20 protein-coding genes are annotated in these 25,849 nt (G+C 70.3%); 13 read left to right on the forward strand and 7 right to left on the reverse strand.

All coding sequences use genetic code 11. The annotated features are described in order from the left end of the window. Position 1 precedes the first annotated feature (1 nt). The 4 genes from ACFO6Q_RS14275 to ACFO6Q_RS14290 all read right to left on the reverse strand — a co-directional run bounded on the left by ACFO6Q_RS14275 (position 2) and on the right by ACFO6Q_RS14290 (position 4,662). Positions 2-1,027 (reverse strand): right-handed parallel beta-helix repeat-containing protein, encoded by a 1,026-nt coding sequence (locus tag ACFO6Q_RS14275; RefSeq protein WP_380021775.1) that lies wholly within the window; start codon positions 1,025-1,027, stop codon positions 2-4. A gap of 147 nt (positions 1,028-1,174) precedes the next feature. Further along, positions 1,175-2,719 (reverse strand): pseudouridine synthase, encoded by a 1,545-nt coding sequence (locus tag ACFO6Q_RS14280; RefSeq protein ID WP_380021776.1) that lies wholly within the window; start codon positions 2,717-2,719, stop codon positions 1,175-1,177. Next, the gene (gene scpB / locus ACFO6Q_RS14285; protein WP_380021777.1) at positions 2,716-3,663 is read right to left on the reverse strand and encodes an SMC-Scp complex subunit ScpB; all 948 of its coding nucleotides are present in this window, start codon (positions 3,661-3,663) and stop codon (positions 2,716-2,718) included. The genes ACFO6Q_RS14280 and scpB overlap by 4 nt, the downstream gene beginning before the upstream one ends. Positions 3,664-3,810: 147 nt before the next feature. Next, on the reverse strand, positions 3,811-4,662 hold the full coding sequence (locus ACFO6Q_RS14290) for a segregation and condensation protein A (RefSeq protein WP_380021778.1): 852 nt from the start codon (positions 4,660-4,662) through the stop codon (positions 3,811-3,813). A 496-nt stretch (positions 4,663-5,158) separates the two neighbouring features. Between ACFO6Q_RS14290 and ACFO6Q_RS14295 the strand changes: the two genes are divergently transcribed. From ACFO6Q_RS14295 to ACFO6Q_RS14320, 6 genes are all read left to right on the forward strand, one after another. Continuing rightward, positions 5,159-5,458 carry a YciI family protein gene (locus ACFO6Q_RS14295; RefSeq protein ID WP_380021779.1) on the forward strand — a complete coding sequence of 100 codons (300 nt, stop codon included), beginning with the start codon at positions 5,159-5,161 and terminating at the stop codon, positions 5,456-5,458. Beyond that, positions 5,455-5,724, forward strand: coding sequence for a BolA family protein (locus ACFO6Q_RS14300; RefSeq protein WP_380021780.1), 270 nt, complete (start codon positions 5,455-5,457; stop codon positions 5,722-5,724). The genes ACFO6Q_RS14295 and ACFO6Q_RS14300 overlap by 4 nt, the downstream gene beginning before the upstream one ends. Further along, positions 5,724-6,677: a peptidylprolyl isomerase gene (locus ACFO6Q_RS14305; RefSeq protein ID WP_380021781.1), complete on the forward strand. Its 954-nt coding sequence runs from the start codon at positions 5,724-5,726 to the stop codon at positions 6,675-6,677. Before ACFO6Q_RS14300 ends, ACFO6Q_RS14305 begins: the two co-directional genes overlap by 1 nt. A 193-nt stretch (positions 6,678-6,870) precedes the next feature. Further along, positions 6,871-10,374, forward strand: a complete 3,504-nt coding sequence (gene smc / locus ACFO6Q_RS14310; protein WP_380021782.1) for a chromosome segregation protein SMC — start codon at positions 6,871-6,873, stop codon at positions 10,372-10,374. 34 nt (positions 10,375-10,408) lie between these two features. Continuing rightward, on the forward strand, positions 10,409-11,170 hold the full coding sequence (gene zipA, locus ACFO6Q_RS14315; protein WP_380021783.1) for a cell division protein ZipA: 762 nt from the start codon (positions 10,409-10,411) through the stop codon (positions 11,168-11,170). Between the two features lie 150 nt (positions 11,171-11,320). Next, the gene (locus tag ACFO6Q_RS14320; protein ID WP_380021784.1) at positions 11,321-12,745 is read left to right on the forward strand and encodes a hypothetical protein; all 1,425 of its coding nucleotides are present in this window, start codon (positions 11,321-11,323) and stop codon (positions 12,743-12,745) included. Between the two features lie 12 nt (positions 12,746-12,757). Here the strand turns inward: ACFO6Q_RS14320 and ACFO6Q_RS14325 are convergent, their stop codons facing one another. Together ACFO6Q_RS14325 and ACFO6Q_RS14330 are read right to left on the reverse strand one after the other, a co-directional pair. Continuing rightward, the gene (locus tag ACFO6Q_RS14325; protein ID WP_380021785.1) at positions 12,758-13,390 is read right to left on the reverse strand and encodes a TetR/AcrR family transcriptional regulator; all 633 of its coding nucleotides are present in this window, start codon (positions 13,388-13,390) and stop codon (positions 12,758-12,760) included. 64 nt (positions 13,391-13,454) lie between these two features. Continuing rightward, positions 13,455-13,712 carry an acyl-CoA-binding protein gene (locus tag ACFO6Q_RS14330; protein WP_380021786.1) on the reverse strand — a complete coding sequence of 86 codons (258 nt, stop codon included), beginning with the start codon at positions 13,710-13,712 and terminating at the stop codon, positions 13,455-13,457. Positions 13,713-13,901: 189 nt separating this feature from the next. Between ACFO6Q_RS14330 and ACFO6Q_RS14335 the strand changes: the two genes are divergently transcribed. Beyond that, positions 13,902-15,890 (forward strand): SDR family oxidoreductase, encoded by a 1,989-nt coding sequence (locus tag ACFO6Q_RS14335; protein ID WP_380021787.1) that lies wholly within the window; start codon positions 13,902-13,904, stop codon positions 15,888-15,890. A 319-nt stretch (positions 15,891-16,209) separates the two neighbouring features. On the opposite strand, the gene ACFO6Q_RS14340 is transcribed toward ACFO6Q_RS14335, so the two are convergent. Beyond that, entirely contained in the window at positions 16,210-18,285 is a 2,076-nt protein-coding gene (locus tag ACFO6Q_RS14340; RefSeq protein ID WP_380021788.1) for a 3-hydroxyacyl-CoA dehydrogenase NAD-binding domain-containing protein, read from the reverse strand. A 234-nt stretch (positions 18,286-18,519) separates the two neighbouring features. Between ACFO6Q_RS14340 and ACFO6Q_RS14345 the strand changes: the two genes are divergently transcribed. From ACFO6Q_RS14345 to ACFO6Q_RS14370, 6 genes are all read left to right on the forward strand, one after another. Then, on the forward strand, positions 18,520-19,008 hold the full coding sequence (locus ACFO6Q_RS14345) for a hypothetical protein (protein ID WP_380021789.1): 489 nt from the start codon (positions 18,520-18,522) through the stop codon (positions 19,006-19,008). After that, a complete protein-coding gene (locus ACFO6Q_RS14350; RefSeq protein WP_380021790.1) occupies positions 19,005-21,596 on the forward strand; it encodes an EAL domain-containing protein in 2,592 nt (863 codons plus the stop codon). The genes ACFO6Q_RS14345 and ACFO6Q_RS14350 overlap by 4 nt, the downstream gene beginning before the upstream one ends. A 108-nt stretch (positions 21,597-21,704) precedes the next feature. Then, entirely contained in the window at positions 21,705-22,298 is a 594-nt protein-coding gene (gene rpoE / locus ACFO6Q_RS14355) for an RNA polymerase sigma factor RpoE (protein ID WP_380021791.1), read from the forward strand. Further along, positions 22,295-22,978, forward strand: a complete 684-nt coding sequence (locus ACFO6Q_RS14360; protein ID WP_380021792.1) for a sigma-E factor negative regulatory protein — start codon at positions 22,295-22,297, stop codon at positions 22,976-22,978. Before rpoE ends, ACFO6Q_RS14360 begins: the two co-directional genes overlap by 4 nt. Before the next feature lie 4 nt (positions 22,979-22,982). Continuing rightward, positions 22,983-24,038, forward strand: coding sequence for a MucB/RseB C-terminal domain-containing protein (locus ACFO6Q_RS14365; protein ID WP_380021793.1), 1,056 nt, complete (start codon positions 22,983-22,985; stop codon positions 24,036-24,038). Positions 24,039-24,185: 147 nt separating this feature from the next. Next, positions 24,186-25,613 (forward strand): DegQ family serine endoprotease, encoded by a 1,428-nt coding sequence (locus ACFO6Q_RS14370; RefSeq protein WP_380021794.1) that lies wholly within the window; start codon positions 24,186-24,188, stop codon positions 25,611-25,613. Positions 25,614-25,849 lie beyond the last annotated feature (236 nt).

Genomic DNA, 25,849 nt, shown 5'->3' on the forward strand with positions numbered 1-25,849 from the left:
CTCACTCGAAGCCGTCGCGGAAGATCACGTCGGTCTCGAACGCGCCGATGTCGACGTGTGCGCCGACGCGGCGCGGTCCGCGGCCGCCGTCGAGTTCGCCGATGCCTCCCGCGGGTTCGTCGAAACCGGCGTTGACGAGCGGCGACTCCGGGCGCAGGTGCATGCCGTCGGCGGCGAACATCGGATCGACGCTGAGATCGCCGCTGCTGCCGCTGCCGAGCGGATTGCCGCCGACGCCGATCCGCCCGATGTCGTTGTTGCGATGGATCGGATCGGTCGCGTTGACGAACACGTCGTCGCCGGCGTTGCCCCAGACGAGGTTGTTGGCCAGCGTGTAGGCGGAGCTGCCGCCGTAGTTCAGCGCGCTGCACGGACAGGCGGCGTCGTTGGTGTTGGCCGTGATGGTGTTGCCGACGACGTGGGCCTCGCCCTGGTTCGCCTGCAGGTACACGCCGATCTCGTGGCTGCCGAGGTTGTCGAAGACCAGGTTGTTGCGCACCTGCAGGCGGCTGCCCGCACCGGCGGACTGCACGCTCAGCGCCGGCTCGCCGTTGGCCATCGCGTTGTCGTAGAACTGGCTGCGCTCGATCGTGACGTCGCGCCCGCCGGCGATGTCGACCACGCCGCCGGAGCGGTTGAAGGCGGCGAAGCCGGAGACGAAGGCGAGGTCGGTGATCGCCACGTCGGTGCCGCCGCCGAGCGACAGCGCCAGGATCTGCCGCTCGTCCTGGCCGCTCAGCGTGCTGGCGCCGCCGGCCGATGGCTGCGAGCAGTCGGCGTTCCAGCGTCCGGAGAAGGCCAGCGCGAACGCCTCGGTCTCGCTGTTGCCCAGGCGCAGCACGTCGTCGAGCGGATAGAAGCCGGCGACGATGCGGATCTCGTCGTCCTCGCCGTTGGCCTTGGCGACGGCCATCGCGTCGGCGATCTGCCCCGGCGTGTCGGCGCAGAAGACGGCTGCGCGGCTCGGCGACGCCGCGCACAGCGCGCCGAGACCGCAATGGAGGGCGGCGCGGAGGATCGGTGACATGGCTTGGCTCCCGGGCGATGAGTGTCGTGACTTCCGACCTCAACGCGGAACGGGAGCGAATCCGCACGTAACGCGATGGGTGATCCGGGACGTCGCCGGCGGCGACGTGCGGGCACCGTGGTGTCTGGCGGCAGCGCCGCGCCGCGATCAGCGCGGCGTGCGCGGTCCGCGGCGACGGTTGCCGCCGCCGGGGCGGCGCTCGTTGGACGAGTTGCCGTCGTAGATCGAATTGCCGGGAGAGGGGTTGCCCTGCTGCGGGCGGCGCGGCCCGTTCGGTCGCGGCGGACGCGCCGAATAGGGGCTGCCCGGCTGGGCGTTGCCGTCGCGCAGCGAATTGCCCGGCGAGCCTCCGCGCGGCTGCAGCGAATTGCCCGGCGAGCCTCCGCGCGGCTTGCGCGGTCCGCGCGGTGCGTTCGGGTTGGCCGGGCGCGGCTGGAACTGGCCGGCCTGGAACGAGACTTCGGCGCCGGGGCGCGCGCCGCGGCGCTTGCGGCCGGGCTGGCCGGCGCTGTCGGGGAACCAGCTGCGCAGCACGGCCGGGCTGAGGCCCGGTTCGCTGTAGGCATTCTGGCGCTGTCCCTGTCCCTGGCCCTGCTGCGACTGTCCCTGGCGGCGGTTCTTGCCGCCGCCCGGCGCGCCGCCGGGGCCGCGCGCGGGACGCGCCTGTCCGCCGCCGGGCTTGCGCGGACCGCTGCGCTGCTTGCGGCCGGGCTTGCCGGCGCCGGGGCGCCAGCCGTCGTCGCGCACGCGATCGAACGCGGCGAATTCGCGTGCTTCCTCGCTGCGCGTGCCGGTCCAGGCCTGCTGCGTCTTCGGGTTCGGCCGGAACTCGGTCGGCGCGGCGCGGCGCTGGCCGATCACCGGCGCCAGGGTCAGGCGCGGCTCCGGATCCGGCGAGCCGCTGCGCTGGCGCAGTTCGGCGACCTGCGGCGCGTCGAGTTCCTGGTAGCGGCCGCGCAGCAGGCCGCGCGGCAGCTCGATGCTGCCGTAGCGGATGCGCTTGAGGCGGCTGACCATCAGGCCCTGCGATTCCCACATGCGGCGCACTTCGCGGTTGCGGCCTTCGCGCAGCGTGACGCGGAACCACGAATGGCTGGCGCCGCGGCTGATCACGACGAGCTCGTCGAAACGCGCGGGGCCGTCTTCCAGCTCGATGCCGCTGCGCAGGCGCTCGATCGTCTCGTCCGGCACCTCGCCGTGCACGCGGCAGATGTATTCGCGCTCGATCTCCGAGCGCGGGTGCATCAGGGTGTTGGCGAGGTCGCCGTCGGTGGTCAGCAGCAGCAGGCCGGTGGTGTTGATGTCCAGGCGGCCGACCGCGATCCAGCGCGCGCCCTTCAGCGGCGGCAGCTGCTCGAACACGGTCGGGCGACCCTCGGGATCGTCGCGCGTTGCGACCACGCCTTCGGGCTTGTTGTAGATCAGCACCTGGGCGTGTTCGGCGTTGTCGGCGATCACGACGAAGCGCTTGGCGTCCATTTCGACGCGGTCGCCGCTGCGCACGCTCTGGCCGAGCGTGGCGACGCTGCCGTTGAGCTGCACTTCGCCCGATTCGATGCGCTGTTCGAGCAGGCGGCGCGAGCCGAGGCCGGCGTTGGCCAGCACCTTGTGCAGGCGTTCCTCGACGACGACCGCACCTTCGGCGGCGGTCGAGCGCTTGAGTTTCAGGATGGAGCGGGAAGAGGTGGTCATGCGACGGGTTCCGTGGTGTTGCCGGAGGTGGCGCCGGGGGAGGATTCGGCGCGCGCGGTCTGGGTGTCGGCGTCTTCTTCGACGGCGGGGGTTGGGGCATCGGCGCCGTCGGCGCCGGATTCCTCGGCGGAGAGGTCGTCTCCGCGGGAGGGGCTTTCGGTATCGGCTTCGGTTTCGATGCCGGATTCGGATTCGGATTCGGATTCGGCGCCTGCTTCGTCCTGCACCGTCTCGTCGCCGGGCTCGGCATCGGCATCGGCGGCTTCGGCAGCTTCGGACGCGGTTTCCGCTTCGCTGCCGTCTTCGCCGTCTTCGCCGTCTTCGGCGCCAGGCTGCGCCTCGTCCGTGTCGTCGACCTCGACATTGGCGGGGATCGCCTCGCCGTTGTCGCCGAGGGCGAGCTGCGACTCGGGCTCCTCGAGGTCGCGGATCTCGCTCAGCGCCGGCAGCTGGTCCAGCGATTTCAGGCTGAAGTAGTCGAGGAACTGCTTGGTGGTGCCGAACAGCGCCGGCTTGCCGGGCAGGTCGCGGTAGCCGACGACGCGTACCCAGTCGCGCTCCTCGAGCGTGCGGATGATGTTGGTCGAGACGGCGACGCCGCGGATCTGTTCGATCTCGGCGCGCGTGATCGGCTGGCGGTAGGCGATCAGCGCCAGCGTCTCCAGCAGGGCGCGCGAGTAGCGCGTCTGGCGTTCGGTCCACAGCTTGGAGACGAACGCGTGCACGTCCTGGCGGATCTGGTAGCGGAAGCCGGAGGCCACTTCGACCAGTTCGACGCCGCGCCCGTCCGCGTCGGCCTGGAGCTCGGCGACGGCCTGGGCCAGGTCTTCCTGGGACGGCATCGCGAACTCGTCGAACAGGCCGGAGATCTGCGGCAGCGTCAGCGGCTGCGCGGAAGCGAGCAGGGCCGCTTCGATGATGCGTTTGAGTTGATGCAATTCCATCAGTTTTCTGTCAGTTGAGAAGTGCGGCCGCGGAGGGCCGCTTCTTGATCCCGGCGATCGGGGACGATCGCGAAAATTGCCGAGCAGCGCGGCCGCGGATGGCCGCCTTTGGATCTCCGCGATCGTGGGCGATCGCAACGGCCGGCATCACTGCGTGGCCAGCGATTTCACGTAGATCGGAGCCAGGGCTTCTTCCTGCACGATCTCCACCAGCTGCTCCTTGGCCAGCTCGAGCATGGCGAGGAAGGTGACCACCACCCCGTGACGGCCCTCGGAGACGTCGAACAGGTTCTCGAAACGGTGGAACTCGCCGTCGCCGAGCGTGCGCAGCACATCGCTCATGCGGCTGCGCACGTTCAGCGCGTCGCGCTGGATCGCGTGGTGGCCGTACAGCTCGGCCCGCTTCATCACGTCCTTGAGCGCCAGCAGCAGCTCGCGCAGCTCGACCGGCGGCGGCAGGCGGATGACGTTGCGGTCGTCCACCTGCACGTGCGCCGGCGCGAAGTCGCGCTCCTGCCGCGGCATCGCGTCGATGTCCTCGGCCGCCTTGCGGAAGCGCTCGTACTCCTGCAGGCGGCGCACCAGTTCGGCGCGCGGGTCGGCCTCGACGCCGTCCTCGCTCGGCGGTCGCGGCAGCAGCAGGCGCGACTTGATCTCGGCCAGGATCGCGGCCATGACCAGGTATTCGGCCGCGAGTTCGAGCTTCATCTCGTGCATCATCTCGATGTAGTCGACGTATTGCCGGGTGATTTCGGCAATGGGGATGTCGAGGATGTCGAGGTTCTGCCGGCGGATCAGGTACAGCAGCAGGTCGAGCGGCCCCTCGAACGCGTCGAGGATGACTTCCAGCGCGTCCGGCGGGATGTACAGGTCCTGCGGGATCTCCAGCAGCGGCTGGCCGTGCACGACCGCGAGCGGGATTTCCTGCTGCTGCGGTACCTGCGCGAAGGCGCTGCTCGGCGGATCTGCTGGCGTTGGCTGCTCTAGCGTCTGATTCATGCTCGATCCCATGAGCACCGGCCCTGGACGGGCTCCCCACGGCGCGGGTCATGCGAAGATCTGTCGACAGTCGCGGGACGTCGTACGCGGCCGGGCGACAGCCGGCCGGATCGCGGCGTCTGCAACGAGGAATGCCCGGATCCTGCAATCCGGAGCGGCACACATCGTTCCAAAGGTTCGAAAGGCTGCGGCAGGGCGGGCACGTCGCCGCGGCGTCTCGCGCGGGAACTGCGGCCTCTCGATTCGCCCCTAGCGTACGGGCAAACGCGTTCGCGCGCAATCGGGTGGCGGCGGACGCAGCGCGCGACGCATCGGCTACCATTGCGGTTTCGAGCGGCGCGACGAGACCGCTCCGGCACGGCGACGTGCCGCCGCGTGCGGGCGCGGGCCGCCCTGGCGCGAAGACGGGGCGCGAGCGGCCGTCTTCGCGAGCCGCGGCCGCATGCGGATCGCGCAAACGGAATTCTTCAAGGCTTGGCCGAGGGAGCTGTCAACCATGTGGTATGCGATCACCGGCATCGACGAGGCCGATTCGCTGGCGCGACGGATGTCCGCGCGGCCGGCGCACCTGGAGCGCCTGCAGGCGCTGAACCGGGAAGGCCGGCTGCTGCTGGCCGGCCCGTTCCCGGCGATCGACGCCGAGGATCCGGGCCCGGCCGGCTTCAGCGGCAGCCTGATCGTCGCCGAGTTCGACGATCTGGCGGCGGCGCAGGCCTGGGCCGACGCCGATCCTTACCGCGCCGCCGGCGTCTATCGCGAGGTCGTCGTGCGGCCGTTCCGCAGGGTGCTGCCGTGAGCACGCGCGTCGAGCAGATCCGCGCGCGGCTCGGCGCCGCGCTGGCGCCGTCGGTGCTCGACGTGGAAGACGAGAGCCATCGCCACGCCAAGCACCCCGGTGCGCGCGACGGCCGCGGGCATTTCCGCGTGCACGTCGTCAGCGAGACGTTCCGCGGCCAGCCTGCACTGGCCCGGCACCGCGCGGTGTACGCCGCGCTGGGCGAACTGATGCAGACCGACATCCACGCGCTGGCGATCGACGCCCGCGCTCCCGAGGAGGAATGATGAAATCACCCGATGCAGCGACCTCGATCCGTCTTTCGCTGACCGCACTCGCGCTCGCCGTGCTCGCCGGCTGCTCCGGCGGCCAGGGCGGCGGCGCCACGTCGTCGGCCGCGCCGGCCGGCCCGGTCGTCGTCACGGTCAACGGCGAGGCCGTTCCGCAGAAGCTGCTCGACGCGTTCGCGATCGCGCGCGGCCTGGACCTGTCCAATCCGCAGCAGCGCGAGCGCGCGCTCAAGCAGCTGACCGACTTCGTGCTGCTCGAGCAGCTGGCGAAGAAGGAAGGCTATGCCAACGATGCCGACTTCGCCGCGCTGGTCGAGCTCGGCCGCCTGCAGGCGGCCTCGTCGGCGACGATGCGCCAGCTGCAGAAGTCGATCGCCGTCGACGACGCGGCCATCCGCACCGAGTACGACCAGCAGGTCGCCAAGGGCGCCGGCATGGCCTACGACTTCAGCCAGATGATCTACGCCGACCAGGCGGCCGCGCAGAAGGCGGCGGCCGCGATCGCGGCCAAGCCGTTCGACGCGACGCTGGACGGCTACCGCAAGGACGCGCGTTCGGCGCGCAACTTCAACCGCGCCCGTTCCACGCAGATGGCGCCGCCGCTGGCGACCGCGCTGGCCGCACTCAAGCCCGGCGAGACCACCAAGACGCCGGTGCAGCTGCCGCAGGGCTGGGCCGTGCTGCATCTCACCGCCGCCAGCGAGGCGCCGCAGCCGGCGTTCGAGCAGGTCAAGGAAGGCATCCGGCGCACGCTGACCAAGCGCGCCGGCGACGAGCGCATCGCCCAGCTGCGCGAAGGCGCGAAGATCGTGCTGGCCGACCCGCCGCCGCCGGCGGACCCGGCCGCGACCAAGCCGGCCGGAGCGCGGCCGATGCCGATGCGACCGGCGCAGCCGGCTGCGCAGGGCGCCGCGACGCCGCCGGCGCCGCCGCCGGGCGCCAAGGACTGACGGCGCCGCCGTTGCACTTGTTTGGTCCGCCAGCGTTGCGCCGTCGGCGCCGGCTTGCGGACAATCCGCGCGGGAGCCCGTCGGCTCCCGCGCGCCCGATCCGCCGCCCCGATCCGGACCGCCCGCGCGCCGTCGGCGCGCGGCCCGCATTCCGCGCCGCCGCTCCGGCCGCGCCTTTCGAAAACGTCCTCGCATGCGTCTGACTACGATCAAACTGGCGGGCTTCAAGTCCTTCGTCGACCCGACCACCCTGCACCTGCCGACCAACATGACCGGCGTCGTCGGTCCGAACGGATGCGGCAAGTCGAACATCATCGACGCGATCCGCTGGGTCATGGGCGAGAGCGCCGCCAGCCGCCTGCGCGGCGACGCGCTCACCGACGTGATCTTCTCCGGCTCGAGCGGGCGCAAGCCGGTCGGAAGCGCGCAGGTCGAGCTGCTGTTCGACAACTCCGATGGCCTGGTCGGCGGCGAGTACGCCGGCTACAACGAGATCTCGGTCAAGCGCATCGTCACGCGCGACGGCCAGTCGCAGTACTTCCTCAACGGCGTGCGCTGCCGCCGCCGCGACATCACCGACCTGTTCCTGGGCACCGGCCTCGGCCCGCGCAGCTACTCGATCATCGAGCAGGGCATGATCAGCGAGATCGTCGAGGCCGATCCGGAGCAGCTGCGCGGCCACCTCGAGGAGGCGGCCGGCATCTCCAAGTACAAGGAGCGCCGCAAGGAGACCGAAAGCCGCATCAAGACCACGCGCGAGAACCTCGACCGCGTGCGCGACGTGCGCGACGAGGTCGACAAGCAGCTCGAGCACCTCAAGCGGCAGGCGCGCACGGCCGAACGCTGGCAGGCGCTGAAGGAAGAACAGAAGAAGAAGGAAGCCGAGGTCAAGGCGCTGAACCTGCGCGCGGCGCAGGCCGAGCTGGACGGCCATTCGAGCGGGTTGCGCAAGGCGGAGCTGGCGATCGAGCAGCAGCTGGCCGAGCAGCGCCACACCGAGGCCGCGCTGGAGACCGGGCGCGAGAAGCACACCGCCGCGGTCGAGCACATGAACACGGTGCAGGCCGAGGTCTACCGCGTCGGCGCCGAGATCGCGCGCGTCGAACAGCAGATCCAGCACAGCCGCGAACTGGCCGAGCAGCTCGAGCGCGCGCAGCGCGAGACCGAGCGCGCGCACGGCGAACTGGCCGAGCACATCGAGAACGACCGCCTGCGCTTCGAGGAGATCAAGGGTCAGCTGGCCGAATCCGAGCCGCAGCTGGAAACCCTGCGCGAGGCCGACGAGGCCGCGATCGAGGCGCTGCGCACCGCCGAGGCCAGGCTCGGCGAATGGCAGGAGCAGTGGGAGCGCTACACGCAGGATGCCTCGCAGGCCGGCCAGGCGGCCGAGGTCGAGCGCACGCGCCTGGACTACCTGGACAAGCAGGCGCTGCAGTCCGACCAGCGCCGCAGCGCGCTGGAAGGCGAGCGCGCCGCGGCGAACCTCGACGAGCTGGCGCTCGCGCTGGAGACGCTGGACAACGAGCACGGCGTGCTGCGCGAGCAGGTCGAGACGCACACCGAAGCCCTGGACGAGCGCCGGCAGGCGGCCGAGGCGGCGCTGGAGTCCGAGCGCGCAACGCAGGCGGCGCTCAGCCGCAGCCGCGGCGACCTGGAAAACCTGCGCGGCCGGCTCGGCTCGCTCGAAGCGCTGCAGCACGCCGCGCTCGGCGACGCCGGCGGCGCCGTGCAGGAATGGCTGGAACGCCTGGGTTTCGGCGGCGCGCGCCGGCTCGGCGAGGCGCTGCAGGTCGAGGCCGGCTGGGAGCGCGCGGTCGAGACCGTGCTCGACGGCTGGCTCGAGGCGGTGCTGATCGACGACCCGGCCGCACAGGCCGGCGAACTCGGCTCGCTCGGCGAGAACGATCTGGTGCTGATGGGCTCGGCGCAGGGCGCCATCGACGTGCCCGCGCATTCGCTGGCCGCGCGCGTTTCCGGCCCGGCGGCCGCGCGCGCGCTGCTCGCCCGCGTGCACGCCGTCGACTCGCTGCCGGCGGCGCGCGAACGCCTGCCTGCGCTCGGCGCCGGCGAATCGCTGGTCACGGCGCAGGGCGAATGGCTGGGCGCGGGTTTCCTGCGTGTGCAGCGCGGCGCCGGCGCCCAGGTCGGCGTGCTCGCGCGCGAGCGCGAGATCCGCGAGCTGGCCGAGCGCATCGCGCAGTTGGAGGAGGAGATCGCCCAGCACGCCGACTCGCTCGAGCGCGGCAAGCACGAACGCATCGACGCCGAGCGCGTGCGCGACGACGCGCAGCGCGAGCTGTACACGGCGCACCGCCGCTTGGCCGAAGTCGCCGGCCAGCTGCAGAGCCAGCGCGGCCGCATCGACAGCGCGCAGGAGCGCCTGGGCCGCGTCGCGCGCGAGCTGGAGGAAGTCATCACCAAGCTCGACGCCGACCGCACGCTGGCGCACGAGGCGCGCGGACGGCTCGAGGTCGCGGTCGCCGCGATGGGCGATCACGAACAGCGCCGCCAGTTGCTGGAGAGCGAGCGCCGCCAGCTGCTGGAGGCACGCGAGGAGGCGCGCATGAACTCGCGCGAGGCGCGCGAGACGGCGCACCAGCTGGCGCTGTCGATCGAGTCGCGCCGCGCCGCGGTGGTCGCGCTGGAGCAGTCGCTGCAGCGCATGCACGTGCAGCTCGCGCAGTTCGACACCCGCCGCGGCGAGATCGCCGCGCAGCTGGCGACCGGCAACGACCCGCTGGCCGGGCTGGAAGGCGAGCGCCAGACCTATCTCAGCCAGCGCCTGCTGGTCGACAGGCAGATGGTGGAGGCGCGCCAGGCGCAGCAGGAGCAGGACGCCGAGCTGCGCCGCCTCGAGCAGGAGCGCCACCGCTTCGAGCAGAGCCTCAACGAGCACCGCGAACAGGTCGCCGAGCTGCGCCTGCGCGAACAGGAACACCGCCTGCGCGCGCAGTCGCTGACCGCGGCGATCGCCGAGGCCGGCTTCGAGCTGCCGGCGCTGCTGGAATCGCTGCCGGCCGAGGCCGACGCCGTGCAATGGCAGGGCGAGCTCGGCGAGCTCGAACAGAAGATCCGCCGCCTGGAGCCGGTCAATCTCGCCGCGATCCAGGAGTACGAGGAACAGTCGCAGCGCAAGACCTACCTCGACGCGCAGCTGACCGACCTGGGCACCGCGCTGGAAACGCTGGAAGGGGCGATCCGCAAGATCGACAAGGAGACGCGCGCGCGCTTCAAGGAAACCTTCGATCGCGTGAACGTCGGCTTCCAGGAGCTGTTCCCGCGCCTGTTCGGCGGCGGCCACGCGCATCTGGAGCTGACCGGCGACGACCTGCTGTCGACCGGCGTGTCGATCCTGGCGCGTCCGCCGGGCAAGCGGGTCAGCTCGATCTCGCTGCTGTCCGGCGGCGAGAAGGCGATGACCGCGGTGGCGATGGTGTTCGCGATCTTCCGCCTCAATCCGGCGCCGTTCTGCCTGCTCGACGAGGTCGACGCGCCGCTGGACGAGGCCAACGTCGGCCGCTTCTCGTCGATGGTGTCGGAGATGAGCGAGCACGTGCAGTTCATTTTCGTCACGCACAACAAGGCGACGATGGAAGCCGCGCGCCAGCTCTGTGGCGTTACCATGCGCGAGCCGGGCGTGTCGCGACTGGTCCAGGTCGACCTGGCCGAAGCGGCCAAGCTCGCCGGCGCCGCGTAGCACGCATCGTCCGAACCAGCGCGAGGCAAGCAAGATGGATTGGAACCCCTCAGTCGGCATTCCGCTCGTCGTCCTCGGCGCGCTCGCGCTGCTGCTGATCTACCTGTTCGGCCGCCCCAAGCGCCCGGAGCAGGGCGAGCGCCGCGCCGCGAAGGCCCCCGCCGGCAACGGCGGCGAGCGCATCGAGCCGACCTTCGGCGATGCCGATGCCGAGGGCGAGCCGGAGCAGGGCGAACTGGACGTCTCGATGCGCGCCGAACTCGACCGCCTGGGTTCGAGCGCGGCCGCGGACGGCGCCGAGCGGGCACCGCCGGCGCGCTCCCACGTCGGCGCGCGGCCGGCCGACCGCCAGATCGAACGCATCGTCACCCTGTTCGTCGCCGCACGCGCCGGCGAGACGCTGGCCGGTTCCGACGTCGTCGTGGCGGCCGAGAAGGCCGGGCTGGAGTTCGGCGACATGGGCATCTTCCACCGTCTGGTGCTGGGCAAGAACGTCGAAGGCCCGGTGTTCAGCATGGCCAACATGGTCAAGCCGGGCAGCTTCGACATGACCCAGCTCGACGCCGTGCGCACGCCGGGCGTGACGCTGTTCATGACCCTGCCGGGCCCGCTGCCGGCGCTGGACGCCTGGGAAATGCTGCTGCCGACCGCGCAGCGGCTGGCCGAGCTGCTCGATGCGCAGGTGCTGGACGAGGGCCGCAACGCGCTCGGCCGCCAGCGCATCGCGCACCTGCGTGACGAGCTGCGCGCCTGGGACCGCCAGCAGGAACGCAACCAGATCCGCCCCGGTCGCTGATCCGCACCGGCGGCGTCCGGGCAATGACGGACCAATCCGCCGCAGACGAAATCCGGACGCGACGCTGATGCCGTTCTGACGAAATGTGAATGCGCCGCCGCCGGGCGCGGCGCAGGCTCGCCGTCGTTCCATCCGACGGGGAGTGGTTCGATGAATTTCAGATTTCTCGCAATCGCGGCGTCGTGTGCCGCGCTCGCCTGCACGTCCGCCCATGCGCTCGACGGACAGCCCGACCCGGGCTTCGGCGAGGCCGGTGTCGCCTACGTCGTTCCCGACCAGGTCGAGGCGATCTCGTTCACGCCCGGCGCGGTGATCGAACGGCCCGACGGCAAGCTGCTGGTCGGCGGCTCGCGCTACAAGCGCGGCGAACGGCCGTACGAACCGGAGGTCCGCGGCATGCTCGTGCAGCTCAATGCCGACGGCAGCGTGGATGCCGGCTTCGGCAACAGCGTCATTCCCGGCCTGTTCGTGCTGCCGAGCGTGGTCGCCGACCAGCGCATGCAGGAGGTGCAGGCGATCCGGCGTCTGGACGACGGCTCGGTGCTGATGGTCGGCAATGCCTTCGGCAACTACACCCCGCGCGGCTTCGTCGCCAAGGTCGGGGCCGACGGGGAACTGGACGCCGGCTTCGGCATGGGCGGCGTTGCCGCGATGCCGGACCTGCTGCGCCTGCATTCGATCGGCGTCGACAGCAGGGGCCGCATCCTTGCCGCCGGCGAGCAGGTCGAGGGCACGATGGTGACCGGCACGGTCGTGCGCCTGGATCCGGACGGCGCTTTCGACACCGGCTTCGGCGACGGCGGCGTGACCGGCATTCCTTGGTCCGGCGGCGACGGCCTGTGGGGCGAACTCAACGCGCTGGCGGTGACGCCCGACGACGGCGTCGTCGTCGCCGGCTACTACGAGATTCCCGGCGAGTGGGAGCACTACGGCTTCGACTACGCCGTCGCACGCCTCGACGCCGACGGCCAGTTCGATCCGAGCTTCGCGGGTACCGGCTGGCGCGTGTTCCGCGATCCGACCGATGCGTCGGACGTCAACGCGATCCATCGCATCGCCCTGTTGCCGGACGGGCGCATCGCGTTCGCCGGCTACCACACCGCAGACTGGAACCAGACCGGCCTCGTGCTCGGCATGCTCGCCGCCGACGGCAGCACCGACGAGAGCTTCGGCGATCCCGCCACGCCCGGCTACTTCAAGCCGCAGCGCGCGCCGGACGCGCAGACGATGACGCCGACCTCGCTGGTCGTGCAGGGCGACGGCAAGCTGCTCGTCGGCGCGACGTACTACGTGGAGGCCGACCACAAGCAGCTGTACTACGCGCTGCGCGCCACTCCGGACGGGCGCCTGGACGCCGGCTTCGCCGACGGCGGCGTGCTGCTGGCCGACGTCGCGCCCGGCGGCGTGAACAGCGATCTGGGCGCGATCGGACTGCAGGCGGACGGACGCATCCTGCTCGCCGGCCGCAGCCTGCGCACGCCGGACTGGAGCATCGGCGATCTCGCCGTCATGCGCCTGCTCAACGAGGTTCCGCCGGCGGACCGCGTCTTCGCCGACGGATTCGAACTTCAATAGGCCCGCGCGGTGTCAGGCCGAATAGGCCTGCGCCAGCGCGTTGAGGTGCGCGCGCTCGGCCTCGCGCAGGAACGGCGCGATCAGCATCATGACCTGATGGATGCCGCGGTTGAGGTCGGCGTCGCCGGCCTCGGCGCGGCCGCCGCGCACCGCGACGAAGCTCATCCAGAACGTCGCGGTCAGCAGCACGTTCTCCGACAGCGCGCGGATCTCGGCCGGGCTGGCGCGCACGACGCCGGTCTCGACCAGACCGCGCAGCAGCGCGGTCGTGCTCGCGCCGGCGCGGTCCATGATGCGGGCGAAGCGCAGCTTCAGCTTGCGGTTGCGCGCCAGGATGTCGACGAGGTCGCGGTAGACGAAACGGTACTGGCGCAGCGACTCGAACACGAGATGCAGCTGCAGCCAGATGTCTTCCAGATCGGGAGCGCGGCCCTCGGGCAGCAGCAGTGCCTCGTCCAGGCGCGCCTCATAGCGCGCGAACAGGTGCTCGACGATGTCGTCCTTGTTGCGGAAGTGGTAGTACAGGTTGCCGGGGCTGATGCCCAGTTCGTCGGCGATGTGGTTGGTGCTGACGTTCGGCTCGCCCTGCGCGTTGAACATCGCCAGGCTGGTGTCGAGAATGCGATCGCGCGTCTGCCGGGCCATGCGCGGCGGAGGGAGCGAGGCGGTCGGCGGAGGCGTCGGGGCGAACGGGCACCGGAGCGCCCGGTCAGCCTCCGAGCTTGCTCACGAGGTCGACGTATTTCTGCTGCGCGTCCTCGGTCTTCGTGCCCTTGAGCTTGGCCCAGGCCTCGTACTTGGCCGTGCCGACGAAATCGAAGAAGCCGGGCTTCGGACCCGAGACGTCGCCTTCCGATCCCTGCTTGTAGAGCGCGTACAGCTTGAGCAGGGTGTCGTTGTCGGGGCGCTCGGAAAGCTTCTTGACGTCTTCAGCGGCTTTTTCGAAACGGGCATTGAGATCGGACATGGACGCTCACCGGCGCTGCACGCGTTGTGGACCCCGAGCTTACAACACGTCGCGGCGCCGTGCTCAGGCGTGCGCCGTGCCTTCGCACGCGAGTGGACGACGGCGCACCGCCGGCCCGGCGTAGCCAGCATCGGCGATCCGGGTCTATGCTTGTTCGGACGACAACAGCGACACGGGAGGGTGCGGCTCATGACCTACTTCGTCACCGGGGCGACCGGTTTCATCGGACGGCATCTGCTCGAGCGGCTGGTCGAGCGCAAGGGCACGATCCACTGCCTCGTACGGAAGGAGTCTTTGGCGAAGCTCGACGAATTGCGCGAACGGCTCGGCGTCGACGACAAGCGCCTGGTGGCGGTGGTCGGCGACCTGTCCAAGCCGAAGCTCGGCGTGACGCCGGCGATGCAGCGTGCGCTCGCGGGCAAGGTCAAGCACTTCTTCCATCTCGCCGCGCTGTACGACCTGGCCGCCGACGAGGAGAGCCAGGTCGTCGCCAACGTCGAGGGCACGCGCCACGCGCTCGAACTGGCCGATGCGCTGAAGGCCGGATGCTTCCACCACGTCAGCTCGATCGCCGCGGCGGGCCTGTATTCGGGCGTGTTCCGCGAGGACATGTTCGACGAGGCGGAGGAACTGGACCACCCGTACTTCCGCACCAAGCACGATTCCGAAGGCCTGGTGCGCAAGCAGTACGCGCGCGCCTACCGCGTCTACCGGCCGGGCATCGTCATCGGCGACTCGCGCACCGGCGTGATCGACAAGATCGACGGGCCGTACTACTTCTTCCGCCTGATCAAGAAAATGCGCGAGACGCTGCCGCCGTGGATGCCGACGATCGGCCTGGAGGGCGGGCGCATCAACCTGGTGCCGGTCGACTGGGTCGCCGCCGCGCTCGACCACATCGCGCACAAGCCGTCGCTGGACGGGCACACCTTCCACCTGACCGATCCGGCGCCACGCCGCATCGGCGAGGTGCTGAACCTGTTCGCGCGCGCCGGCCACGCGCCGCAGATGACGATGCGCCTGGACGCGCGCATGTTCGGCTTCATCCCCGGCAGCGTGCGCGCGGCGATCGGCAGTCTGCCGCCGGTCCGGCGAGTGGTCAACGTCCTGCTGCGCGACCTCGGCATTCCCGCGTCGGTGATGAAGTTCATCAACTATCCCACGCGCTTCGACGCGCGCGAGACCGAGCGCGCCCTGAAGGGCTCGAAGATCCGCCTGCCCAAGCTCGACGACTACGCCTGGCGGCTGTGGGACTACTGGGAGCGCCACCTCGATCCGGACCTGTTCGTCGACCACTCGCTCGGCGGCAAGGTGAAGAACAAGGTCGTGGTGATCACCGGCGGTTCGTCGGGCATCGGCAAGGCGGTCGCCGCGAAGGTCGCCGCGGCCGGCGCCAAGCTGGTGATCTGCGCGCGCGGCGCCGAAGAACTGGCCGAGACGAAGAAGGAGATCGAGGCCGCCGGCGGCGTCTGCCACACCTACCAGGTCGACCTGTCCGAACTCGCCTCGTGCGACAAGTTCGTCGCCGACGTGCTCGCCGATCACGGCCACGTCGACGTGCTGGTCAACAACGCCGGGCGCTCGATCCGCCGCGCGATCAGCGCGAGCTACGACCGCTTCCACGACTTCGAGCGCACGATGCAGCTGAACTACTTCGGCGCGCTGCGACTGATCATGGGCTTCCTGCCGAAGATGACCGAGCGCCACCGCGGCCACATCGTCAACATCTCCTCGATCGGCGTGCTGACCAATTCGCCGCGCTTCTCCGCCTACGTCGCCTCGAAGGCCGCGCTCGACGCGTTCTCGCGCTGCGCGCAGGCGGAGTATTCCGACAACGGCGTCAACTTCACCACGATCAACATGCCGCTGGTGAAGACGCCGATGATCGCGCCGACCAAGATGTACGAATCGGTGCCGACGCTGTCGCCCGACGAGGCCGCGGACATCGTCGTCGAGGCGATCATCGAGAAGCCGGTGCGCATCGCCACGCGCCTGGGCATCTTCGCCCAGGTGTTCTACGCGCTGGCGCCGCGCGTATACGAGATCGTCATGAACACCGCCTTCCGCCTGTTCCCCGATTCCTCCGCGTCGAAGGGAATGAAGGGCAGGGGAGAGATCGAACAACCGACCAGCGAACAGATCGCCTTCGCCGCCCTAATGCGAGGAGTCCATTGGTAGAAAAAGCGCGCTCATGCGATGCCCTCAGGCATCGCATGCGCTTTTTCTGGCGAGGCAGGGATGCCGAGCGGGAGAGCGCCAAGGACGGCTTGTCACGCGCCCTCGAACGAAGCCAGCATTTCTGACAAGCCATGGATGCCGAGCGGTCGAGGCCGCCCTCCGGCGGCCGAGGGTGAGGCAGGATGCCGAACGGGAGAGCGCCAGGGACGGCTTGTCACGCGCCCTCGAACGAAGTGGGCGCTCATGCGCTTTTTCCGACGCCACGCACCCGCCCCCGGCCCGCCGACGAGAAGACCTTCGCCGACGGCTTCGATCCTTCCTAGGCCGCAGCCTTCGCGCCCACCGCCCCGCCGGCGAGCACGGCGTCGTCCCAGCCCGGCCGTGGCTTGAAGCGCTCGCCGTACTTCTGCGCCAGCGCTTCGAGCTTCGCCTTCAGCACGTCGGGGCCGGTGTCGCGCACGTGCTGGATCGGGCCGCCGCGGAACGGGGCGAAGCCGGTGCCGAAGATGACGCCGGCGTCGAGCAGGTCGGCGTCGTCGACGACGCGGTCGTGCAGGCAGGCGACGGCCTCGTTCAACATCGGCAGCAGCAGGCGGTCCTCGAGGTCGTCCGGGGCGACGTAGTTCGGATCGACCTCGGGCTTCTGCGGCTTGCCGTCCTTCCAGACGTAGAGTCCTTCGCCGTCCTTCTTGCCGCGCTTGCCGTTTTCGACGCGCTCGGCGAGGGTCGGCGGGATGTCCAGGCCGAGGAACGGCCCGAGTTCCTTGCCGACTGAGGCGGCGACGTCGAGGCCGACCGTGTCGATCAGTTCGATCGGCCCCATCGGCATGCCGAACTTCTTCGCCGCCTTGTCGATGACCGGGCCGGGAATGCCTTCGCCGTAGGCGCGCGCGGCTTCCAGCATGTACGGCATCAGGATGCGGTTGACGAGGAAGCCCGGCGTGCCCTTGACCGGCACCGGCAGCTTGTCCAGCGCCTTGCAGAAGGCGAGTGCGCGCTTCTCGTTGGCCGCATCGAGGTCGTCGTGGCGCACGATCTCGATCAGCGGCATCAGCGCCACCGGATTGAAGTAGTGCAGGCCGAGGAAACGGCCGGGCGCGGCGACCGCCCGGCGCAGCTCGTCGAGCGGAATGCTCGAGGTGTTGGTCGCCAGCAGGGCGTCGGCCTTCAGCTTCGGCTCGTCGGCGCGGTACAGCGCCTCCTTCGCCTCGGCGTTCTCGAAGATCGCCTCGATCAGGAGGTCGGCGGAGGCGATGCCGCCGCCTTCGACGTCGGCCTTCAGCCGCGCCAGCGCCGGGTCGATGCGCTCGGGCGTCTTCAGCTTCTTCGCGAACAGCTCCTTGGCGCGATCCAGCGCCGGCTGCACGTATTTCATCTCGCGATCCTGCAAGGTCACGTCGAAGCCGCGCAGCGCGCACCAGGCGGCGATGTCGCCGCCCATCACGCCGGCGCCGACGACATGCACGTGCTTGACGCCGTGCTCGGCGCCGCCGGCGAGGCTCTTCAAGCGCTCCTGCAGGAAGAACACGCGGATCAGGTTGCGTGCGGTCGGCGTCGTGGCGAGCTTGGCCACGCCGCGCGCCTCCAGCTTCAGCCGCTGCGTCACGCTCGAACCGCCGCGGCGCCAGGTCTCGATCAGCGCAAACGGGGCCGGGTAGTGTTCCTTGCGCACCTTCGCCGCGGTCTGCTTGACCAGCATCGGCGCCAGGATCTGCTGTGCCGGCCAGGTGTTGGTCGCCCAGGCAGTCGCGCGCTGCGCGAACGGGCGCGTGCGCGGATGGCGGATCAGTTCCTTCGCCGTCTCCACCAGCAGTTCCGGCGAGCTGAGTGCGTCGACCAGGCCGATCGCCTTGGCGTTTTCGGCCGAGGCGGCGCGGCCGGTCAGCATCAGTTCCAGCGCGGCCGGCGCGCCGATCAGGCGCGGCAGGCGCGCGCTGCCGCCCCAGCCGGGGAAGATGCCGAGCTTGACCTCGGGCAGGCCGATGCGCGTGGACGGATCGCGCGAAGCGACGCGATAGCGGCAGGCCAGCGCCATTTCGGTGCCGCCGCCCATGCAGGCGCCGTGGATCGCGGCCACCGTCGGGCACGGCAGGCGTGCCAGTCTCTGCAACACGCGCTGGCCGTTCTCGATCGCGTCGAGCACGCCGCCGCTGGCCTCGTAGCCGGCGAACTCCTTCAGGTCGGCGCCGACGACGAAGCCAGCCGACTTGCTCGAGCGGATGACGACGCCCTTGGGCGGCTCGAACGTCAGGCGCTCGACGATCTCGGAGAGCTCGTCGAGTACGGCGCGCGACAGGGCGTTGACCGAACTGCCGGCGCGGTTCAGTGCGAGCACCACGATGCCGTCGTCGTCGCGTGCGGGGTGCCAGTGCTGGAAACGCAGGCCTTCGAACATGACCGGCTCCGGGAAGCGGCGAGGGGATGGCTATAATCCCGGCTAGCCGTGCGCCGGGTCAATGCGTGCGCCGGCGGCGGTCGGGAAGCCGCTGCCGGCGCAATACGGCACGAAATCATTCACCGGGCGGCGGCGCGAGCCGCCGTGCCGGCGACGGTGGGCGCGTCGCGGGCTCGCCGGGCCGCAGGAAGGTGGGAAGGCCTTTCCGCGGGGAACGCTGCCAGGGGAACGCAGGTGCTCGACAAGCAGGCCGAATCGCCGGTGGCCCAGAAGCTGCTCGACCGCATCGTGCGGTCGCCGCAGCATCTGATCGCGCTGGACACTCCCAACGTCGCCGAGATGCTGGCGCAGATGCGCGTGCTGGCGATGCGCGGCGGCACCTCGATCTACGTCTGGGACCCGGACGGCGGCATCGATTCGCTGCGCGAGAGCGGCCTGCACGTGCCCGGCTCCAAGCGCATCGCCGACGCTCTGCGCTACGTGCTGCAGAGCATGCATTTCGGCGTCTACCTGTTCGTCGACTTCGCCGAGCACCTGCGTCCGGCCGATACCGTGCTGCTGCGACGCATTTCGCGCATGCAGACCGTCAACGAGCGCAAACTGGTCTTCGTCGGCAGCGACTTCGAGCTGCCCGAGGAACTGGACGGGATGTTCGAGCGGATCACGGCCGCGAACCGCGAGCAGCCCCGGCTCAAGCTGCGCGACGGACGCTGGGTCGAGTGACGGTCGCCGACGACAGCGGCGCCGTGCTGGTGGTCGCGAGCGACCGCGAGGACCGCCGCCTCCTGTTCGACGCGCTCGACGCGCAGGGCTTCGACGCGATCTACTCGGCGCGCGACCTCGCCCAGGCGCGCGGCTTCCTCGAGCAGGACCCGCAGATCGACCTGGTCCTGCTCGAATTCCGCGGCGAGGCGATCGACTCGCTCGCGTTCTGCGGCGAACTGCGCCAGTACCGGCCGGGCGCGCCGGTGCCGGTCATCGGCCTGATCGGCGGACCGCCCGGAACCCTGCGCTGGCGCCGCGGCGGCGAACCCCCGGGCGTGGTGGACTGGATCGCCCTGCCGGCGGTGGCCGACGACGCGCGCCACCGCATCCGCGTGGCGATGACCGGACGCGGCAAGCGCGCGCCGGCCGGCACGCCCGGTACGGTCGACCGCTACCAGTTCGCCTTCGACGGCAGTCTGGACGAACTCGCCGTCGTCGATCCGGCCAGCGGCCGCATCCTCGACGTCAATACCGTCTTCGTGCAGCGCTCGGGTTATCCGCGTGCGCAACTGCTCGCCGGCGGCATCGACAGCTTCGACGTCGCGCTGTCGACGGAGCGCCGTGCCGAAACCAGCGCCGCGCTGGCGCGCGAGGGCGTCTTGCAGCTGCGCGGCCGCAAGCCGCGCGCGGACGGCACCACCTATGCGGTCGAGCTGCACGCGCGCCTGGCGGTGCAGGACGGCCGCCTCGTGCACTTCTACCTGTTCCGCGAACTCGGCGAACTGGGCCGCTACCAGCAGGCGCTGCACGCGCTCGGCCGGCTCGCGTCCAGCGAAGATGCCGATCCGGACGCCGCGGCGCAGGCGATCATCGACTGGCTGGCGCTGGACTTCCTGGTCCTGGTCGAGGCCCTGCCCGAGCACGTCGGCGAGATCCAGCCGCTGATGACCTTCCACCGCTTCGGCCTCGCCGAGGGCACGCCCGATCCGCTGCTGCAGCCGAGTCTGCGGCGCGTGCTCGCCGGCCGCGAGCTGGTCCAGATCGCCGACGCGTGGCGCGGCGCCGCCGACGACGCCTTTGTGCACGAGCGGCGCTTCGAGTGCCTGATCGGGCTGCCCCTGATCGGCGAACGCCGCACCGTGCTCGGCGCACTGGTGGTCGCGCGGCGCGAGGCGCTGGAAGCGGACGACGCGGCGGTCGAGGGTCTGCGCGTGTTCGCGCACGCGCTGGCGGTCGGGCTGGAGCTGCGCCGCGCGCGCGAGCAGGGCCGCGTAACCGGCCTGATGGATCCACTGACCGGGCTGCCGAACCGGCTGCTGTTCAACGACCGCCTGAGTTCGGCGATCAACGAGGCGCACCGCAGCAGCGAGATGTTCGCGGTGGTCTTCGTCGACCTGGACCGCTTCAAGACGATCAACGACTCGCTCGGCCATCCGGTCGGCGACCAGGTGCTGGTCGCGGTGGCCAAGCGCCTGCGCGCGAGCGTGCGCGCGTCGGACACCGTCGCGCGCTATGCCGGCGACGAGTTCACCCTGATCCTGCGTCACATCGTGCAGCGCGAGGACGTCGAGCGCATCGCCGAGAAGATCGTGCGCGCGATGGAGGCGCCGCTCTCGCTGGCCGGCGGTCTGGAGCTGAGCATCACGGCCTCGCTCGGCCTCAGTTTCTATCCGGACGATGCCACCGACGTGGAGCGGCTGCTGAAGTACGCCGACATCGCGATGTATTCGGCCAAGGGAATGGGGCGCAACAACTTCCAGGCCTACGTGGCGGTGCCGGAGGAGTCGCACCAGCAGCGCCTCGCCCTCGAGGCGAAGCTGCGCCAGGCCGAGAAGAACGGCGAGCTGCGCGTGTTCTACCAGCCGCAGATCGACGGGCACACGGAGGACATCGTCGGCATGGAGGCGCTGATCCGCTGGGAGCATCCCGAGCTGGGCATGATCAGCCCGGGCTTCTTCGTGCCGCTGGCGGAGGAATCGGGCCTGATCATCACGATCGGCGAATGGGTGCTGCGCGCGGCCTGCCGCGACGCGCGCCGCTGGCAGCAGCGCTTCGACCTTCCGCTGCGCGTCAGCGTGAACCTGTCCGCGCTGCAGCTGCGCCAGCCGAATCTGGTGAGCCTGGTCGAGGCGGTGCTCGAGGAAACCGGCCTGGATCCGCGCCTGCTCGATCTCGAGGTGACCGAGAGCATCAGCATGAAGACGATCCCGCGCCTGCTGGAGACCCTGCACGCGCTGCGCGAGCTCGGCTGCGCGATCTCGATCGACGATTTCGGCACCGGGCAATCCTCGCTCGACTATATCCGGCGCTTTCCCGCCGACCGCATCAAGATCGACCAGGCCTTCGTGCGCAACATCGGCATCGACCCGGACGACGAGGCGATCGTGCAGGCGACGATCGTGATGGCGCACAATCTCAACCGCGAGGTCGTTGCGGAAGGCGTCGAGATCGAGCAGCATCTGGATTTCCTGCGCGAGCAGGGCTGCGAGGTGGTGCAGGGGTTCCTGTTCTGCCGGCCGATTCCGGCGGTCAGCTTCGAGAACCTCCTGCAGGAACGCGAGCGGCTGCTCGGGGGACGGGCCCGGGCGCCCTCGGCGCCCGGTTGAGCCGGGCCGGCCGCGACCTCATCTCGGGGCGGTCGAAGAAACTATTTGCTCCGGCCGCGGTCAAGCAGGCATGCCTGACCGAGTCGGCACCGAAGGAGAACGGCCCGGATGGGCGAAAGCGACGTGGATCAGGCGCTGGTCGAGCGCGTTCAGAACGGCGACAAGCGCGCGTTCGACCTCTTGGTCAGGAAGTACCAGCACAAATTGGTCAGCGTCATCTCCCGCTACGTCAACGACTGGAGCGAGTGCCAGGACGTCGCCCAGGAGGCGTTCGTGCGCGCGTATCGCGCGATCGGCTCGTTCCGCGGAGACGCCCAGTTCTACACCTGGATGTACAAGATCGCGATCAACACGGCCAAGAACTACCTGGTCTCGCAGGGCCGTCGCCCGCCGACCGAGGACGTGGCGATCGAGGACGCGGTCCTGTTCGACGGCGCCACGCGCCTGCACGAGTCCGCCACCCCCGAGCGCGAACTCATGCGTCAGGAAATTGAACGAACCGTGTTCGCCACGGTCGAAGCCCTGCCGGAAGAGCTGAAAACCGCCATCACCCTGCGCGAAGTGGACGGATTGAGCTACGAAGAAATCGCGGAAACGATGAACTGCCCGATCGGAACGGTCAGGTCTCGCATCTTCCGCGCCCGCGAGGCGATCGACGAGCAGTTGCGCCCGCTGTTGTCGGAAGGAAAGAAGACGCCATGAACCAGACGATCAACGAACAACTGTCGGCTCTGATGGACGGCGAGCTGGAGCGCGACCAGACGCGCTTCCTGCTCAAGCGCGTGCTGACCGACGCAGACCTCCCGCAGCGCTGGTCGCGCTACCACGTTGCGCGCCAGACCCTGCGCCGCCAGGAGGTCTTCGTGCTTCCGGCCGACTTCGCCGACCGCGTGATGAGCCGGATCGAGGTCGAACCCGCCGCGCAGGCGCGCTCGCAGCCGGTCTGGCTGCGCTGGGGTGCCGGCGGTGCGATCGCGGCGTCGGTCGCGGTCGCCGCACTGATGGTGACGCAGCCGCAGACCGCGGGGCCCGACCGGCCGGCTGTGGCTTCGCGCGGCACGGCGCCTGCCGTATCGCAGCCGGGCGGTGCGGCACCGATCGCCGTCGCGCCCGTCGCGGCGAACGCGGTGCAGCCTTCCGCCGGCTTCCGGCCGCCGCTGCTGGCACCGAACGCGCCGATCGAGACCGCACCGGTCAGCTTCGGCAGCGACCTGACGCAGCCGATCGCGGTCGACCCGCGCATGCAGTCCTACCTGATCCGCCACTACCAGACCGCCGGAGCGTCCGGACAGACGGCCCTGGTGCCGTACGTCCTGCTCGCCGCGCCGCAGCGCGAGGCGGCGCAGCCCGCGACGACCGAACCGGTTCCGCAGAATCGCTGATTCGATGCGCCAGACCTTCGGCGGCAACGCGCAATCTCGTCTCGAAGATCCGGCGGCCGGGCAGCGCTCGCAGCGCGCCTCCGCACCCGCATCGCCCCGCGCCCGATTCGCGCGGGCCGTCCGCCGGCTCGCGCTGATCGTCGCCGCCGGCACGGCGGCCGCGTCGGCGCAGGCGCAGGACGACGTCGCCGGAAACCTGCTGCGCTCGATGTCGACGTCCTTGCGCACGCTCGACTACCAGGGATCCTTCGTCTACGAGCACAACGGTGAAATCGACGCGCTGCGCCTGTTCCACGAAGGCGGCGCGCGCGAACGCGAGCGGCTGGTCAGCCTGAGCGGCCCGCGCAGCGAAGTGGTGCGCGACGGCAACCTGATCACCTGCGTGCAGGCCGACCGGCCGGCCGTGCTGTTCCCGAACCGGATCGGCTCGCGCCTGCTGCCGCTGGTCCCGGATACCGGTGGCAGCGGTTTCTCCAAGCTCTACGCCGTCCAGTTCGCCGGCGAGGAACGCGTGGCCGGCTATCGCGCGCGCGTCGTCGACATCCTTCCGCGCGACGGCTACCGCTACGGCTACCGTCTGTGGCTGGAAGCCGATTCCAGCCTGCCGCTGCGTTCGGCGGTGATCGACTCGAGTCGACGCATGCTCGAGCAGTTCATGTTCGTCTCGCTGGACATCAACGCCAAGCCCAAGTCCAGCGATCTCGCGCCGAGCGCGAACGTCGGCGTCGGCAGCGCGCCCGACGAGGTGCCGTTGTCCGCGCCGCCGCGCTGGCGCGTCGCCGATGCGCCACCGGGGTTCGCCTATCTGCGCGGTCAGCGGCCGACGCTGGCGCCGACCCAGGCCGAGCATCACGTCTACAGTGACGGCGTCGCCAACGTGTCGGTCTACGTCGAGCCGCGCGATCCGCGCCAGCCGGACGGGCCGGACGGCGTCCTGACCCGCGGCGTGCTCAACATCTATTCGCGCATCGACGGCGACTGGAAGATCACCGTGCTCGGCGACGTGCCGCGCGCGACGGTGCAGCGCATCGCCCGCTCGGTGCAGCCGGCGGCGTCGTAATCCGCCTGAAGCCTGCCTGAAATGACGCAGAATGCGCCCGGGCATTGCCGGAACTTTGCGCGACGGGCATTCATCAAAGCGCGCAATCGGATCGCCGCCTTCGTGCGGCGGCCGCTTCATCCAACCAGGGAAACAAGAGGTAGTGTCATGACGTATGTGAGGAGCGGGGCGCTCTCCCGCTGGTTCTGTGCGGCGCTGGCGGTGTGTGTGATCGCCGCGCCGGCCACCGCCGCGGATCTGCCGGACTTCACCGGCCTGGTCGAGAAGTACGGTCCGGCGGTCGTCAACGTCCAGGCGAGCGGCAATCCGGACGCCCAGTCCGACCAGGACCAGGGCCCCGATGCGCAGGAGGTGCCGGAAATCTTCCGCCGTTTCTTCGGCCCGATGCCGCGGCCGCGCGGCGGCGAACGCCTGTCGATGGGTTCGGGATTCATCATCTCGCCCGACGGCTACGTGCTGACCAACAACCACGTCGTCGACGGCGCCGACAACGTGACGGTGCGCCTGTCGGACCGTCGCGAGCTGGACGCCAAGGTCGTCGGCGCCGACGCGCAGTACGACATCGCCCTGCTGAAGATCGAGGCCAGCGGCCTGCCGGCGGTCAGCATCGGTGACTCGAAGGCGGTGAAGGCGGGCCAGTGGATGGTCGCGATCGGTTCGCCGTTCGGCTTCGATCATTCGGTCACTGCCGGCATCGTCAGCGCGGTCGGACGCAATTTCGGCGGCGCGGATCAGCAGTACGTGCCCTTCATCCAGACCGACGTGCCGATCAACCGCGGCAATTCCGGCGGTCCGCTGTTCAACCTGGCCGGTCAAGTCGTCGGCGTCAATTCGCAGATCTTCTCCAACACCGGCGGCTTCATGGGCGTGTCGTTCGCCATTCCGATCGACATCGCGATGACCGCGGTCGAGCAGATCAAGACGCATGGCCGCGTCACGCGCGGCATGATCGGCGTGCAGATCCAGAACGTCGACCGCGACCAGGCCAAGGCGCTCGGCTTGCCGCGCAGCGGCGGCGCGCTGGTCAATCAGGTCACGCCGGGAAGTGCTGCGGACAAGGGCGGCGTGCAGCTGGGCGACGTGATCCTCTCCTTCGCCGGTCACGACATCGTGACCTCGGCCGACCTGCCGCCGCTGGTCGGGTCGACCAAGCCGGGCACGAAGGCCGATCTGAGCATCTGGCGCGACGGCAAGACGCTGGCGATTCCGGTCACGGTCGGCGAGCAGCCGGCTGACGGCAAGGCGCTGGCGAGCGCGCGCGGCGAAGGTGCCGCCGCCAGCAATCCGCTCGGCATCGTCGTCGAGGAGCTCAGCGCCGAGCAGCGCAAGCAGCTGGGCATGAGCAGCGACGAGGGCGTCGTCGTCACGCGCATCACCGGCGCCGGCGCGCGCCGCTCCGGCCTCGCGCCGGGGGACGTGGTCCTGATGGTCGGCCGCAAGGCGGTGAAGTCCGTCGCCGATTTCAATGCGGCGACGAAGGATGCCAAGCCCGGCGATTCGGTCATGCTGCTGGCCCGGCGCGGCGAGCAGACGCAGTTCCTGGCGGTGACGGTGCCCAAGCCGAAGGCCGAGTGATCCGGCATCCGCAACGGTAGGCGAGAACGGGGCCGCAAGGCCCCGTTTTCCTTGGGCGGGCACAGACGCCGGCATCGGGTCGGGCAGGGAATGGGCGTGTGCGGCGTGCCGGAGAGCGGTCGTGAGCGGCCTTCCGCGGCCGCGCCTCCCGTGCTCTCCCGGTCCGGACGCCTATCGGGCGCCGATTCTGCGATAATCCTCCGATTGTGCCGACCGCTCGTCCCTGGGCCCCGCAG

It is taken from the genome of Dokdonella ginsengisoli, assembly GCF_042652785.1.
Classification (GTDB): Bacteria; Pseudomonadota; Gammaproteobacteria; order Xanthomonadales; family Rhodanobacteraceae; genus Dokdonella_A; species Dokdonella_A ginsengisoli.

Coding starts and splice junctions, on each gene's coding strand:
- ACFO6Q_RS14280 (WP_380021776.1), bottom strand. CDS start 2,719: ATGACCACCTCTTCCCGCTCCATCCTGAAACTCAAGCGCTCGACCGCC.
- ACFO6Q_RS14340 (WP_380021788.1), bottom strand. CDS start 18,285: ATGTTCGAAGGCCTGCGTTTCCAGCACTGGCACCCCGCACGCGACGAC.
- ACFO6Q_RS14365 (WP_380021793.1), top strand. CDS start 22,983: ATGCGCCAGACCTTCGGCGGCAACGCGCAATCTCGTCTCGAAGATCCG.
- scpB (WP_380021777.1), bottom strand. CDS start 3,663: ATGGAATTGCATCAACTCAAACGCATCATCGAAGCGGCCCTGCTCGCT.
- ACFO6Q_RS14305 (WP_380021781.1), top strand. CDS start 5,724: ATGAAATCACCCGATGCAGCGACCTCGATCCGTCTTTCGCTGACCGCA.
- ACFO6Q_RS14335 (WP_380021787.1), top strand. CDS start 13,902: ATGACCTACTTCGTCACCGGGGCGACCGGTTTCATCGGACGGCATCTG.
- ACFO6Q_RS14320 (WP_380021784.1), top strand. CDS start 11,321: ATGAATTTCAGATTTCTCGCAATCGCGGCGTCGTGTGCCGCGCTCGCC.
- zipA (WP_380021783.1), top strand. CDS start 10,409: ATGGATTGGAACCCCTCAGTCGGCATTCCGCTCGTCGTCCTCGGCGCG.
- ACFO6Q_RS14360 (WP_380021792.1), top strand. CDS start 22,295: ATGAACCAGACGATCAACGAACAACTGTCGGCTCTGATGGACGGCGAG.
- ACFO6Q_RS14295 (WP_380021779.1), top strand. CDS start 5,159: ATGTGGTATGCGATCACCGGCATCGACGAGGCCGATTCGCTGGCGCGA.
- smc (WP_380021782.1), top strand. CDS start 6,871: ATGCGTCTGACTACGATCAAACTGGCGGGCTTCAAGTCCTTCGTCGAC.
- ACFO6Q_RS14275 (WP_380021775.1), bottom strand. CDS start 1,027: ATGTCACCGATCCTCCGCGCCGCCCTCCATTGCGGTCTCGGCGCGCTG.
- rpoE (WP_380021791.1), top strand. CDS start 21,705: ATGGGCGAAAGCGACGTGGATCAGGCGCTGGTCGAGCGCGTTCAGAAC.
- ACFO6Q_RS14325 (WP_380021785.1), bottom strand. CDS start 13,390: ATGGCCCGGCAGACGCGCGATCGCATTCTCGACACCAGCCTGGCGATG.
- ACFO6Q_RS14370 (WP_380021794.1), top strand. CDS start 24,186: ATGACGTATGTGAGGAGCGGGGCGCTCTCCCGCTGGTTCTGTGCGGCG.
- ACFO6Q_RS14290 (WP_380021778.1), bottom strand. CDS start 4,662: ATGAATCAGACGCTAGAGCAGCCAACGCCAGCAGATCCGCCGAGCAGC.
- ACFO6Q_RS14330 (WP_380021786.1), bottom strand. CDS start 13,712: ATGTCCGATCTCAATGCCCGTTTCGAAAAAGCCGCTGAAGACGTCAAG.